Raw genomic sequence first — 13262 nt, 5'->3', positions numbered from 1 at the left:
CTGGCACGATACTCGCAATAACACCGTCATTGAAGTACTTAACGCTATGACATCAATGAGGTTCTCAATGGCTATTCAGGTTAAAAACAACATTCAGTGGGTTGGGCAACGTGACTGGGAAGTGCGTGATTTTCACGGCACGGAATATAAAACGCTGCGCGGCAGCAGCTACAACAGCTACCTCATTCGCGAAGAGAAAACTGTCCTGATCGACACTGTAGACCACAAGTTCAGCCGCGAGTTTGTGCAAAACCTTGAGCGTGAAATCGACCTTAACACGCTCGACTACATCATTATCAACCACGCGGAAGAAGACCACGCGGGGGCGCTGACCGAGCTAATGTCACGCATCCCGCACACGCCAATCTACTGCACCGCTAACGGCATCGACTCCATTAATGGTCACCACCATCACCCGGAGTGGAACTTTAAGGTGGTGAAAACCGGCGACAGCCTGGACATCGGCAATGGCAAACAGCTGATCTTCGTTGAAACGCCAATGCTGCACTGGCCGGACAGCATGATGACCTACCTGACCGGCGACGCGGTGCTGTTCAGCAACGACGCCTTCGGCCAGCATTACTGCGACGAGCATCTGTTTAACGACGAAGTGGATCAGACCGAGCTGTTCGAACAGTGCCAGCGCTACTACGCCAACATCCTGACGCCGTTCAGCCGCCTGGTAACGCCAAAAATTACCGAAATCCTCGGCTTCAACCTGCCGGTGGAGATGATTGCCACTTCCCACGGCGTGGTCTGGCGCGACAACCCGACGCAAATCGTTGAGCTGTACCTGAAATGGGCCGCCGATTACCAGGAAGACCGCATCACGCTGTTCTACGACACCATGTCGAACAACACCCGCATGATGGCGGACGCCATTGCCCAGGGCATTCACGAAGTTGACCCGCGCGTGGCGGTGAAAATCTTCAACGTGGCGCGCAGCGATAAAAACGAAATTCTGACCAACGTGTTCCGCTCCAAAGGCGTGCTGGTCGGCACCTCCACCATGAACAACGTGATGATGCCGAAAATCGCCGGGCTGGTGGAGGAGATAACCGGGCTGCGCTTCCGTAACAAACGCGCCAGCGCCTTCGGCTCCCACGGCTGGAGCGGCGGCGCGGTCGATCGCCTTTCCACCCGCCTGCAGGACGCCGGGTTTGAAATGTCCCTCAGCCTGAAGGCGAAATGGCGTCCGGACGGCAACGCCCTGGAGCTTTGCCGCGAACACGGTCGCGAAATCGCCCGCCAGTGGGCGCTCTCCCCGCTGCCGGTGGCTCAGGCTTCAATCACCGTCGCTCCGCTAGCCGAAGAAGCAAAAGCAGAATCCACCGGCGCCGACCTCGGCCCCTGCATGCAGTGCAGCGTTTGCCAGTGGATTTACGATCCAGCCCAGGGCGAACCGATGCAGGCCGTTGAGCCAGGCACACCATGGAGCGAAGTGCCTGACAGTTTCTTGTGCCCTGAATGTTCGCTGGGCAAAGACGTCTTCGACGAACTGGCAACGGAGGCCAAATGAACAACGGCATTGTAATAGTCGGCTCGGGCTTTGCCGCCCGCCAGTTGGTGAAAAATATCCGCAAACACAGCGCAGACGTACCCATCCGGCTGATTGCCGCCGACAGCGCCGACGAGTACAACAAACCGGGCCTGAGCCACGTCATCAGCTTAAACCAGCGGGCCGAAACGATGACCCGCCAGCAGGCTGGCGCGTTTGCGGAGCAGTTCAACCTGACGCTGCACGCCAATAGCTGGGTCAGCAGCCTTGACCCAAAAAATAAACGGGTCAACTGCGGCGAGCAGCAATGGCACTACGACAAGCTGGTGCTGGCGACCGGCTCTTCTGCCCTGCTGCCGCCCGTTGCCGGCAAAGAGCTGATGACGACGCTCAACAGCCAGCAGGAGTATCAGGCCTGTGAAACCCGGCTGCGCGACGCGCGGCGGGTGATGATCCTCGGCGGCGGGCTGATCGGCAGCGAGCTGGCGATGGACTTCTGCCGTGCGGGCAAAGAGGTTGTGCTGGTGGATAACGCCAGCCACCTGATGGCGTCGCTGCTTCCGGCAGAGGTTAGCGGCCGCCTGCAATCCCGCCTGAACCAGATGGGCGTCGAGCTGCTGTTCAACCAGCGTCTGGAAGCGGTGAGCCAGGCGGAGTCAGGGCTGTCCGCCACGCTTAACAACGGACGTGAGCTGCAAGTTGATGCGGTAGTGTCCGCCATCGGCCTGCGCCCGAACGTTGGGCTGGCCCAGCATGCAGGGCTTGAGGTTAACCGGGGCGTCAAGGTGAACAGCCAGCTGCAAACATCCGATCCGGATATTTACGCCCTCGGCGACTGCGCAGAAATCGATGGCAAAGTGCTACCGTTCCTGCAGCCAATTCAGCTCAGCGCCATGACGCTGGCGAAAAACCTGCTCGGGGCGAGCGACGCGCTTTCCCTTCCGGCGATGCTGGTCAAGGTGAAAACGCCGGAGATGCCGCTGCACCTGGCCGGTGAAACCCAGCGCCGCGACCTGACCTGGCAGATTAGCGCCAGCCCGCAAGGGCTGATTGCCAAAGGAATGGACGCTGCGCAGCAGCTAAGGGCGTTTATCGTCAGCGAGGAGCATATGAAGCAGGCGTTTAGTTTGGTGCGGGAGCTGCAGTTAGGCTGAAGGGCAATGAGCGTAGGGAGCAATTTTTTCCCTCACCCCGACCCTCTCCCAAAAGGGGCGAGGGAGAAAAAACGACATGCAATCCTGTCTATTCCCTCTCCCTCAGGAAAAGGGTAGAAAGAAAGTTTTCGTACCTGGTTTTATCCCCTCCTCCTTCTGGGGGAGAGGGTTGAAAGAAAGTTTCCGTACCTGGTTTTATCCCCTCCTCCTTCTGGGGAGAGGGTTGAAAGAAAGTTTTCGTACCTGGTTTTATCCCCTCTCCCCTATGGGGAGAGGGTTAGGGTGAGGGGCAAATATTTACCACGCCTCAACCTTCTCCAGCGCCGCCAGCAAACTCTCCGGCGACAGCGCCACCGGAAGCGCATGAATGGACTCCCCGGCCTGTAAAGTACGGGCAATCACCTTATCCAGGTCGGCACGATTACGGATATCTACATCCAGCTGCACCAGTTTTGTTGGCAGATTGAAACGCTTATAGGCCTGCGTCAGCTGCGCCAGAACATCGTCCTGCCCCAGCAGTGCGCTCTGCACCAGAATCCCGTAGGCCACTTTCGTGCCGTGCAGGAAGCGGTCGGTTTGCGGCAGCGTCGTCAGGCCATTATGAACGGCATGCGCGGCGGCAACGCGGGTGTAACGTTCGCCCAGGCCCCCCACCATCCCGCCCCCGGCAATAATCGCCTCGACCACGTCCAGAAACGCCTGGCTTAACTTGCCCTGACGCTGATCTTCCAGCGCCTGCTCGCTGCGCTCCAGCAAAACATCGCGGATCGCCAGCGCCGCACCAATACCGAGGCGCACGGTCAGCGGCAGATTTTCCGGCTGCGGGCTAAGCACCACCGCTTCGTACCACTTCGCCAGCGTGTCACCGACGCCGGCCAGCAGATATTCCTGCGGCGCACGCAGGATAATTTCCGGCTCCACCAGCACCAGATGGTTAGCATCGTTGAAAATCTCGAAGCGCAGCGCCTGCCCGGCGTCGTTGTACCACACGGACAGCGGCGTCCAGGCCGCGCAGGTTGCCGCGATGGTCGGGATCGCCACCACTGGCGCATTCAGCCGACGAGCAACCACTTTGACCGTATCCAGCAGCGCTCCACCGCCGAGGCCGATCACCACCTGACGTTCACCAGACTCCGCCACCAGCCTCTGCACGTCGCTTTCGCTGCAGTGCCCTCCAAACTGAATATGCTTCGCGCCGGGCAACGAAAACGCCTCCGGCAGGAAAGGCCGGGCCGCCGCAAACGCACGTTCGCCGTAGATCCAGACCGCGTTATTCAGCTGATCTTCGCTGTAAAACTCAGTCAGACGGGCAAGGCTGCCGGGGTGTGAATAGTAATTCGCGGGGCCGGTAACCACGCGGATAGCGGTGCTGGTCATGATGCATTTCCTTTTCTTCGCTGGCGGGATATATTCTATGCCGATGATATGTCCAGACATCTGGACGGCTAATATCATTTTGCTTTATCTTATGTCTTTTCGTTCATTGCCCGCAACCGAGAAGGCCGTTAAAAATTCGACAGATCAATTCATTAAACCCGGAAGCCGCCGCCGCTATGACCACGCTTAACCGCCTTGAGATGCGAGAAATCTCTATCGCCTTCGCGGGCTTTAACGCGCTGAGCCAGGTGAATTTCCGGCTGGAGGGCGGCTCGGTACATGCTTTAACCGGCGCAAACGGTGCGGGTAAATCCACGTTGATGGCGGTACTTTCCGGCGCGCACGAGGGTTACCAGGGCGAAATCCTGATCGACGGTGAAACGGTGACGATCCGCAGCCCGCGTGACGCCAAACTGCTGGGGATCCATCTGGTGCAGCAGGAAGTGGACGTTGCCCTGGTGCCGGGCCTGAGCGTGGCGGAAAACATCATGCTCGATAAGCTGGCCGAAACGGGGCATGTCTACCGCTGGTCGAAAATTTACCGGCAGGCTCGCGAAGCGCTGGCGCAGCTCGACGTGGAGATCGACGTCAAAAAACGTATTGAGCAATGCACCCTGGCGGAAAAACAGCAAATCCTGCTGGCGCGGGCGCTCTCACATCATTGCCGTTTTCTGATCCTCGACGAACCCACCGCCCCGCTGGACAGCCAGGAAAGCGAACATCTTTTCCGCGTCGTGCAGCGACTACAAAGCGGTGGCATTGGCGTGGTGTTTATCTCCCACCGCATCCATGAACTGAAAGCCATTTGCGACCAGATGACGGTGCTGCGCGACGGCAAGCTGGTGGACAGCGGCCCTATGGGGCATCTCAGTGGCGAAGAGATTGTCGAGAAAATGCTGGGCCACCAGCTGGACGATATTTATCCCCCTCACCGCCCGCCGGTTGAGGGCGACACGCTGCTGGCAGTGGAAGGTCTGCATGACGACGCGCTGCTGCGCGACATCACGTTGTGCCTGCGCAAAGGCGAAATTCTGGGCATTGCGGGCCTCGCCGGAGCGGGGAAAACCGAGCTGTGCAAAGCGCTGTTCGGCGCCACCCGCAGCACGCTTGATCGCGGCGAATTAAAAGGCAAGGCCTGGCGCCCGACCGACCCGGCGGATTCCGTCACTCGCGGCGTTGTGCTGGTGCCGGAGGAGCGCCGCAAAGAAGGCATTTTTATCGACGAGTCGGTCACCATGAATCTCGCCGTCAGCGCCGACAGCCAGTTTACCCGCTGGGGGCTGTTCGACTACCGCAAAGCCAGGCGTTGGGCGGAGGAGACCATTCAGCAGTTGGGCATTCGCACCAGCGGCCCGGCACAAACGCTGCGCCGCCTGTCCGGCGGCAATCAGCAAAAAGTGGCCATCGGCAAATGGCTGCGCAACGAAGCCGACGTACTGATTTTTGATGAGCCAACCAAAGGCGTAGACATCAAAGCCAAAACCGACCTCTTCGTGCTGATTGACAAGCTGGCCCGCCGTGGCAAAGGGGTGATTTACGCCTCGGGCGAATTTGCCGAGCTGGTCGGGCTGTGCGATCGCATCTGCGTGCTGTGGGACGGGCGCATCGTCGCTGAACTGGACGGCCACCAGGCTACCGAAGAAACCTTATTACTCTACTCCACCGGAGGAACCCCCGCGTGAGCAAAGCATTATCCCTTAAGGCCAGCGCGTCAGGCCGCCAGCAGTTCTTTGACTTTCTCTACAAATGGGGGATGTTGCTCACCGTGGTGGCCCTGGTGGCGCTGTTCGGTATCGCGTCCGACAGTTTCCTTGAGCCGAACAACATCATCAATATTCTGCGCTCCATCGCCATCGTGACGGTGATCGCCATCGGCGTGTCAATCTCGCTCACCGTAGGCGGGTTTGATTTGTCCGTCGGCTCGACCGCCTCGCTGGCAAACGCGCTGGTGATTTCGCTGTTCGTCTGGCACGGCTTCGGCACCACCGAAGCGATTCTTATTACCCTGGTGCTGTGCACGCTGGTCGGGCTATTCAACGCCTTCCTGATCGTGGTGCTGAAAATTCCCGACATGCTTGCCACGCTTGCCAGCCTGTTTGTGATTCAGGGCGTGGCGATGACCTACAGCTACGGTGGCTCGATCACCGAAAACATGGTGCTGCCGAGCGGCGACATGGCGGAAGGGACGATTCCCGCCGCCTTTGGCCTGCTCGGGCAGGTGCCGACCATCGTCATCATCATGCTGGTGGTCACGCTGGTCGCACAGCTCGCGCTCTCTCTGACCAAACATGGCCGCCGGATGTACGCCATCGGCGGCAACCCGGAGGCGGCTCGCCTGTCCGGCATTCGCACCACCCGTTACCGCGTGGCGGCCTACGTGCTGGCCTCGCTGCTGGCAGGTTTGGGCGGCATTCTGCTGGCCTCACGTATTGGCTCGTCACAGGTTAACGCCGGTGGCGGCTACCTGATGGATGCCGTGGCTGCCGCCTGGATTGGTTTTTCTCTGGCAGGTTCCGGTAAACCTAACGCGCTCGGCACGCTGGTAGGCGCGGTGATTCTGGGCGTGCTGCAAAACGGGCTGGTGATGCTCTCCGTGCCCTATTACGCGATGGACATTATTAAAGGCCTGGTGCTGGCTGCCGCACTGGCAATTACTTACATACAACGACGCTAAAACAACAACTTCACACAGGGTAACGACCATGAAAAAACTGACAACTTCACTGCTGGCGCTTAGCCTGCTTGCCGCTCTGCCGGGCCACGCCGCTACGCCATCGCCGGTGCCGGAAAAAATCGCCGCCCACGACGGTCCAATCCGCATCGCCGTGATCCGCAACCTGGGCTCCGACGACAACACCACGCAGTTTGTCGCAGGGGCGGTTCAACAGGCTAAAAAGCTGGGCTTCAAGGTCAGCACGTTCCTGAGCAACGGCGACGACGCCCGCTTCCAGGACTTTGTGAACCAGGCGATCAGCCAGAAGTATGACGGGATTATTCTTTCTCAGGGTCGCGATCCTTACTCCACCGAACTGGTGAAAAAAGCCGTAGCCGCAGGTATTGCGGTGTCGGTCTTTGATACCGCCGTAAACGGCACCATTCCCGGCGTGACCGTCACCCAGCAGGACGACGCCTCGCTGACCAGCCTCTCCTTCGGCCAGTTGGTCAAAGACTTCAACGGCAAAGCCAACATCATCAAGCTGTGGGTGGCCGGTTTCCCACCGATGGAACGCCGCCAGGCCGCCTATCAGGAACTGCTGAAAGCCAACCCGGGCATTAAAGAGCTGGAGTCCATCGGCGCGGTTTCTTCCGACGTGCAGGGCGACACCGCCAACAAAGTGGGCGCAGTGCTGGCGAAGTACCCGAAAGGCAAAATCGACGCCATCTGGGGCACCTGGGATGCCTTCAGCCAGGGCGCCTATAAAGCGCTGCAGGAAAACGGCCGTACCGAAATTAAGCTCTATAGCATCGACGTTTCCAACCAGGACATTCAGCTGATGCGCGAAGCCAACAGCCCGTGGAAAGTCAGCGTGGCGGTCGATCCGAAGCTGATCGGTGCCACCAACGTGCGCCTGGTGGCCTACAAGATCGCCGGGGAACAAACGCCTGCGACCTACGACTTTAAAGCCGCAGCCATTCCGCAGGCTCTGCTAGCCAGCCAGCCTGGCCCGGTCAACGTCACTTCGTTGGGCAAAATCATTCCAGGCTGGGGCCAGACCGACGACTTTATCGCGCCGTGGTTCGCCACGCTCGAAGCGAAAAATAAATAAGGAGTTCCGCAATGGCACTGCCACAACCCGAATACAGCCGCAATATGCGGCTGATCGGCCATAGCGATCAGGGAGGAAAACCGGACGGCGTGCAGCTAATGGTGCACCGGGGCTATGCGTATATCGGCCATATGGTGTCGCAGGGTTTTTCGATTGTGGACGTCCGCGATCCTAAAAACCCGAAAGCGGCGGGCTTCGTGCCCGCGCCGCCGGGTACCTGGAATATTCATCTGCAGGCGCACGACGACCTATTGCTGGTGATTAACGCCCGGGATCTGTTTGCCGACGTGCGCTTCGCCGATGAGAAGGTTTACTACACCAAATCGGTTGGTGAAACGGTTCGCGACGTGCAGGACAAAGGCTGGAGCGCCGGATTACGCATTTTTGATATCTCCACGCCGGATAAACCCAAAGAAATCAGCTTCCTGTCGCTGAGCGGCATCGGCATCCACCGCTGCTGGTACGTGGGCGGCCGCTGGGCCTATGTTTCCGCGCTGATCGATGGGTTTAGCGATTATATCTTCCTGACTATCGACCTCGCCGACCCGCGCAATCCGCAGGTGGCAGGCAACTGGTGGCTGCCGGGCATGAACACTGCCGCAGGCGAGCAGCCCACCTGGCCGGAAGGCAAACGCTATGCGCTACACCACGCGATTATCAGCGGCGACACGGCGTATGCCAGCTGGCGCGACGGCGGCCTGACGCTGCTGGACGTTTCCGATCGCGCTCAGCCGCAGCTCATCAGCCACCGTAACTGGAGCCCGCCGTTTGGCGGCGGCACCCATACGGCGCTGCCGCTGCCGAATCGCGATCTGTTGGTAGTACTCGACGAAGCGGTGCTGGACAATCAGGAGGACGGCGAGAAGCTGATTTGGCTGTTCGATATTCGCGACCCGTCGAACCCGGTCAGCATCTCCACGTTCCCGCAGCCGGATGAGATTGATTATGTGGCGAAAGGCGCGCATTTCGGCCCGCATAATCTGCACGAAAACCGCCCAGGTAGTTTTATCAGCGATACGCTAATTTTTGCGACGTATCAGAACGCTGGCGTGCGAGCCTACGATATTTCCAACCCGTACCGCCCGGTAGAAACAGGTGCGCTGGTACCTGCCGCCCCGGAAAAGATGATGGATACTCGTCCTGGCCGCCCGCAGGTGATCCAGTCCTGTGATATCTTTGTCGACGCTCAGGGGATTGTGTACAGCACGGATTATAACGGCGGGTTGTCGATTATTGAGTATTTGGGGTAGCCCTACGATTTACTTTCTCGTACTCCTATAATTGCCTCTAATACAGATCTTTCTTTTATCATTTCGAAAAGAAGGATCTGCCAGCAAGCAGTTTTCCGTTCACCCATCCGACAAGTTATCTTTGCCACCGCAGCAAACGGTGAACGTGTCCGGGGGATAACGCCATCCCCCGAACAGCCCCGGCGCCCGGCGAGCTCATCGCCGCTGAAGCGGTAAACCCACCGGCTATCACCGGGGGCGCTGAGAGCCGGGGACAAATCTCCCCTCACCCCGGCCCTCTCCCCAAAGGGGCGAGGGAGAAAACAAAATCCACGAGAAACATTGTTTATTCCCTCTCCCTTCCAGGGAGAGGGTTAGGGTGAGGGTAAAAGAAGCAGAAACGTTGTGGCCGGGAGTCCGGGTTCTTAGGGGGGTGACGGTGGCTCCCCTAAGACGTTCACTGGTGCGGGGGCTGCATGTAAATTTGTGCTTGAGGTGAACGGAACCTTTCGCCAGCCCCGCATAGATCCTATTTAAATCGAACGCAGCAGAAACCTCACCCCTTCTGCCGAACTCTGGCAATAAACTCATCCACCGAATTCACCTGCCCGGCGATCAGAATCAAAAACTTGCCCAGCTCAATCGCGTGGCTGACGCAGGCCAGGCGCGCCGCCTCATCCTCAATACTTTCCAGATCGGCAACGTGCGACAAACCAACCGAGCGGCGAATCAGTTCGGTGCCGCAGAAGCCTACCGCATCAACCCACACTTTTTGCAGGTAATGCTCAACGTAGCCTTCCGTTGCCAGCGCCGCGTCGCGTGTTTTCTCGCGGGCAAGCGCCGTAAAGCGCTCTGAGAAGCTCAGCCACAGTTCCTGAATATCCTTCAGACGCTGTTCACGCTGGCTGGCTGCATCCCGTGGACCAAAATGCCCCGGCAGCGCGCAGTAGTTCAGCAGCAGGTTGCCGATGGCGGTCCCAAGATCAAACCCGGCCGGGCCCACGTAACCAAATTCAGCGTCGATCGCTTTCAGGCTACCTTCCGCAACGAAAATCGACCCGCTGTGGATATCGCCGTGCAGCAGCGCTTCCGCGCTGGAAAAGAATTTATGCTTCAACAACGCCACGGCCAGCTTCAGGTCGCTGTCGCTTCGCAGCGCGGCAACCTGTTGTTCCAGCGCGGCCGGGTAGTTATTTCGCTCGTGGATCTGATACGGATCGTTAAAGAACAGATCTTCGGTGATTTCGCACATTTCCGGATTGATAAAGCGGGCAACCAGCGCCTTCTTATCGTGCGGATGCAGATAAAAATCTGACGTGTGGAACAGCGCTTTTGCCAGATACTCACCAAGCTGGCTGGCCGCCTGAGGATAATAAACGCCCTGCACCAACTCGCCGCGCCAGATGCGATGGCTGGAGAGATCTTCCATCACCATCACCGCCAACGCTGGGTCGTAATGCACCACGTTGACCGTGTGTTCCGGGCTGTGCTGGTAGTGCTCCACCAGAGTTTGCGCCTCAAGGCGAGCGCGATCCAGCGTCAGCGGCCAGGACTCGCCCACGCAGCGCACATACGGCAGCGCCTGCTTCACGATAGTCCGGCTGACGCCCTGAGTATCAAAGATTTTAAACACCAGATTGAGGTTGCCGTCGCCCACTTCCTGCGCCTCCACCAGCTCAGACGGCGTCTGCAGCCCGCCAAACTGTTGAGCATAGGCCACTGCGTCAGCGGCGGTAAAAGTGCGGTATTGCGACATGGCGATCCTCTCAGAAAATAAAATTAATTAAGACGTTTGGACGTCTATACATCTGGAAGTCATGTTGGCACAATATACCGCAACAACGCAACATGGAATTAACACGAATGCATAATTTAAAAACCACCAGCCTTGAAGTGCGTGATAACCAGCTTTGGATCCTTGACCAGCAGGCGCTGCCGCAGCAGAAAAACTGGCTCCCGGCGCACACCGTGTCACAGCTGGTCGCGCATATTCACGCCCTCAGCGTACGCGGCGCGCCGCTCATCGGCCTTTCCGCCAGCCTGCTGCTGGCGCTGTTGGCGGAGCAAGGGCTGACAAAAGCTCAGCTCGCTGAAGCCCTGGAAACCCTGCGGGCGTCCCGCCCGACGGCGGTAAACCTGATGAATAACCTTGACCGTATGAAGCAGGCGCTGGCTCAGGAAAATGTTGTGGCTGCGCTCGAAGAAGAGGCGCTGCGGCTGGTGGCAGAAGATAAAGTGCTGTGCGATAACATCGCCCAGGCGGGCGCGGCGCTGGTTAAACCCGGTAGCCGCCTGCTGACCCACTGCAATACCGGCGGGCTGGCTACCGCAGGCGTCGGCACCGCGCTGGGCGTTATTCAGCGGGCATTTAACGAAGGGAACGTCGCCAGCGTTTGGGTGGACGAAACCCGCCCGCTGCTGCAGGGCGGCAGGCTAACGGCGTGGGAATTAGGGGAGCTGGGTATTCCTTACCAGCTGATTTGCGATTCCATGGCCGCCAGCCTGATGGCGAAAAAGCAGGTGGACGCCATCTGGGTGGGCGCGGACCGCATCGCCGCGAACGGTGACGTGGCCAATAAGATCGGCACCTACAGCCTGGCCGTGCTGGCGCATTACCACGGCATTCCATTCTACGTTGCCGCGCCTCATACCACGCTCGACAGAAACTGTCCGAACGGCGAAGCCATTCCGATTGAGCAGCGTGCCGCCAGGGAAGTGACCGGCGTGGCGGGCAGCTTTGGCAGCGTGCAGTGGGCGCCAGACAACGCAAGCGTGTATAACCCGGCGTTTGACGTTACCCCGGCAGAATTAATTAGCGGCTGGATTTTGGATACGGGCGTGGTGACGCCGGAACAGGTTCGGGATGGGGTATTTTTACCGAAGAAATAATGCCCCTCATCCTGACCTTCTCCCCAAAGGGGAGAAGGAAAAGAACGCACTACAGATTCACAATTTTCCCCCTCTCCTTTGCCAGGAGAGGGTCAATCACAGCCTACGGCAAACGTGGATAAGCATCGGCAATTGCATCGCCGGTAAAGTGCGCCACCCAGCCTTCCGGGTTATCAAAAATACGAATCGCGGTGAAATGCGGCTCTGACCCCATATCAAACCAGTGCGGTGTCCCGGCCGGGACGGAAATCAGGTCGTTCTTCTCGCAGAGGATCTGATAGACCTTGTCGTCCAGATGCAGGCAGAACAGCCCCGCGCCTTCGACGAAGAAACGCACTTCATCTTCGCCGTGGGTATGTTCGGACAGGAATTTGGTCCGCAGCACGTCTTTCTGCGGGTTATCCGCCCGCAGGCTGATCACATCCCAACTCTGATAGCCTTTCTCCGCCACCAGCTTGTCGATAGCATGCTGATAAGCGTGGATCACCGTTTCCGGCGTTGGGTCGTTGCCTAAATCCTGGTTCGCTTCCCAGCGTTCAAAACGCACGTCTTTGGCGTTCAACTGCTCGCGAATTTCTTGCGCGTCCGTGCTGTGCCATACCGGCTCCTTTGCTTCGGTATCGGTAAAAATGGTCAATGCGCTCATGAAAAAAACGACTCCAGATTGATGTGGTCGAAACGGTTTACCTGGCGATGGCGGCTGACGTCATCCGCCTCGCCGCGAATAAGCTGCACGGTTTGCCAACCGGCTTCCCGTGCGGCATCCAGCTCCTGGTGAATATCTGACAAGAACAGCAGCGACTCAGGTGCCACGCCGATCTCCGCCGCGATGTTGCGGTAGGACTGCGCTTCACGCTTGGCCCCCACGTGGGTATCAAAATAGCCGCTGAACAACTCAGTAATATTCCCGGCATCGCTGTAGCCAAAAAGCAGCTTCTGCGCCGCCACCGAGCCGGATGAATAGACATACAGGGCAATGCCCTGCTGTTTCCAGGCCTTGAGCGCGGGCAGAACGTCATCATAGAGATGGCCGGTGAAGTCTCCATTCACGTAGCCATCCCGCCAGATAAGGCCCTGCAGCGCTTTTAGCGCGGTAGATTTACGATCTACATCCATGAAGCTAAACAACGTCTCAATCAGCCGTTCAATATCCGCCTGCGGTTCATTAATTTCCGCCCGCAGGTCGTTGAGTATTGGGGCTATTTCATTTTGCTGCTCGCGAACAAAACCCGCGAGGCGTTCGCGGGCATAAGGGAACAGGATGTTGTGCACAAAGCGAATGTCGCTGGTGGTGCCTTCAATATCGGTAACAATGGCGCGAATCATCATCTCTCCAGCCGTTAACGCT

General features: G+C 58.5%; 11 protein-coding genes. 7 read left to right on the top strand and 4 right to left on the bottom strand.

The genetic code is table 11. The annotated features are described in order from the left end of the window. Positions 1 to 67: 67 nt before the first annotated feature. Both norV and norW read left to right on the top strand, forming a co-directional pair. A complete protein-coding gene (norV, locus tag F3J28_RS00745) occupies positions 68 to 1519 on the top strand; it encodes an anaerobic nitric oxide reductase flavorubredoxin (RefSeq protein WP_166871797.1) in 1452 nt (483 codons plus the stop codon). Next, positions 1516 to 2652, top strand: a complete 1137-nt coding sequence (gene norW / locus F3J28_RS00740; RefSeq protein ID WP_166871794.1) for an NADH:flavorubredoxin reductase NorW — start codon at positions 1516 to 1518, stop codon at positions 2650 to 2652. Before norV ends, norW begins: the two co-directional genes overlap by 4 nt. A gap of 297 nt (positions 2653 to 2949) precedes the next feature. Here the strand turns inward: norW and F3J28_RS00735 are convergent, their stop codons facing one another. Further along, a complete protein-coding gene (locus tag F3J28_RS00735; protein WP_166871791.1) occupies positions 2950 to 4029 on the bottom strand; it encodes an oxidoreductase in 1080 nt (359 codons plus the stop codon). 176 nt (positions 4030 to 4205) lie between these two features. On the opposite strand from F3J28_RS00735, the gene F3J28_RS00730 reads away from it, so the two are divergent. The 4 genes from F3J28_RS00730 to F3J28_RS00715 are packed head-to-tail and all read left to right on the top strand — an operon-like array spanning position 4206 to position 9046. After that, on the top strand, positions 4206 to 5711 hold the full coding sequence (locus F3J28_RS00730) for a sugar ABC transporter ATP-binding protein (protein WP_166871788.1): 1506 nt from the start codon (positions 4206 to 4208) through the stop codon (positions 5709 to 5711). Next, positions 5708 to 6703, top strand: coding sequence for an ABC transporter permease (locus F3J28_RS00725; protein WP_008460348.1), 996 nt, complete (start codon positions 5708 to 5710; stop codon positions 6701 to 6703). Before F3J28_RS00730 ends, F3J28_RS00725 begins: the two co-directional genes overlap by 4 nt. A 28-nt stretch (positions 6704 to 6731) precedes the next feature. Further along, positions 6732 to 7796, top strand: coding sequence for a sugar ABC transporter substrate-binding protein (locus tag F3J28_RS00720; RefSeq protein WP_008460349.1), 1065 nt, complete (start codon positions 6732 to 6734; stop codon positions 7794 to 7796). Between the two features lie 11 nt (positions 7797 to 7807). Then, positions 7808 to 9046, top strand: a complete 1239-nt coding sequence (locus F3J28_RS00715; RefSeq protein WP_166871785.1) for an LVIVD repeat-containing protein — start codon at positions 7808 to 7810, stop codon at positions 9044 to 9046. A 535-nt stretch (positions 9047 to 9581) separates the two neighbouring features. Here the strand turns inward: F3J28_RS00715 and mtnK are convergent. Then, positions 9582 to 10781, bottom strand: coding sequence for an S-methyl-5-thioribose kinase (mtnK, locus tag F3J28_RS00710; RefSeq protein WP_166871782.1), 1200 nt, complete (start codon positions 10779 to 10781; stop codon positions 9582 to 9584). 107 nt (positions 10782 to 10888) lie between these two features. On the opposite strand from mtnK, the gene mtnA reads away from it, so the two are divergent. Next, positions 10889 to 11914 carry an S-methyl-5-thioribose-1-phosphate isomerase gene (gene mtnA, locus F3J28_RS00705; RefSeq protein WP_166871779.1) on the top strand — a complete coding sequence of 342 codons (1026 nt, stop codon included), beginning with the start codon at positions 10889 to 10891 and terminating at the stop codon, positions 11912 to 11914. Between the two features lie 103 nt (positions 11915 to 12017). Here mtnA and F3J28_RS00700 read toward each other — a convergent pair whose 3' ends face one another. Together F3J28_RS00700 and mtnC are read right to left on the bottom strand one after the other, a co-directional pair. Continuing rightward, positions 12018 to 12560 carry a 1,2-dihydroxy-3-keto-5-methylthiopentene dioxygenase gene (locus F3J28_RS00700; protein WP_008459357.1) on the bottom strand — a complete coding sequence of 181 codons (543 nt, stop codon included), beginning with the start codon at positions 12558 to 12560 and terminating at the stop codon, positions 12018 to 12020. Next, positions 12557 to 13240, bottom strand: coding sequence for an acireductone synthase (gene mtnC / locus F3J28_RS00695; RefSeq protein WP_166874349.1), 684 nt, complete (start codon positions 13238 to 13240; stop codon positions 12557 to 12559). The genes F3J28_RS00700 and mtnC overlap by 4 nt, the downstream gene beginning before the upstream one ends. Between the last annotated feature and the right edge of the window lie 22 nt (positions 13241 to 13262).

Source organism: Enterobacter sp. Ap-1006 (genome assembly GCF_011752835.1).
Taxonomy (GTDB): domain Bacteria; phylum Pseudomonadota; class Gammaproteobacteria; order Enterobacterales; family Enterobacteriaceae; genus Cedecea.
Note: the sequence above shows the minus strand (reverse complement) of the source record. Positions and strands in the feature narration are given on the sequence as shown.

Bases quoted from the DNA above. Each gene is read 5' to 3' on its own strand.
- mtnK (WP_166871782.1), bottom strand. From the start codon at position 10,781: ATGTCGCAATACCGCACTTTTACCGCCGCTGACGCAGTGGCCTATGCT.
- F3J28_RS00730 (WP_166871788.1), top strand. From the start codon at position 4,206: ATGACCACGCTTAACCGCCTTGAGATGCGAGAAATCTCTATCGCCTTC.
- norV (WP_166871797.1), top strand. From the start codon at position 68: ATGGCTATTCAGGTTAAAAACAACATTCAGTGGGTTGGGCAACGTGAC.
- F3J28_RS00720 (WP_008460349.1), top strand. From the start codon at position 6,732: ATGAAAAAACTGACAACTTCACTGCTGGCGCTTAGCCTGCTTGCCGCT.
- mtnC (WP_166874349.1), bottom strand. From the start codon at position 13,240: ATGATTCGCGCCATTGTTACCGATATTGAAGGCACCACCAGCGACATT.
- norW (WP_166871794.1), top strand. From the start codon at position 1,516: ATGAACAACGGCATTGTAATAGTCGGCTCGGGCTTTGCCGCCCGCCAG.
- F3J28_RS00715 (WP_166871785.1), top strand. From the start codon at position 7,808: ATGGCACTGCCACAACCCGAATACAGCCGCAATATGCGGCTGATCGGC.
- mtnA (WP_166871779.1), top strand. From the start codon at position 10,889: ATGCATAATTTAAAAACCACCAGCCTTGAAGTGCGTGATAACCAGCTT.
- F3J28_RS00700 (WP_008459357.1), bottom strand. From the start codon at position 12,560: ATGAGCGCATTGACCATTTTTACCGATACCGAAGCAAAGGAGCCGGTA.
- F3J28_RS00735 (WP_166871791.1), bottom strand. From the start codon at position 4,029: ATGACCAGCACCGCTATCCGCGTGGTTACCGGCCCCGCGAATTACTAT.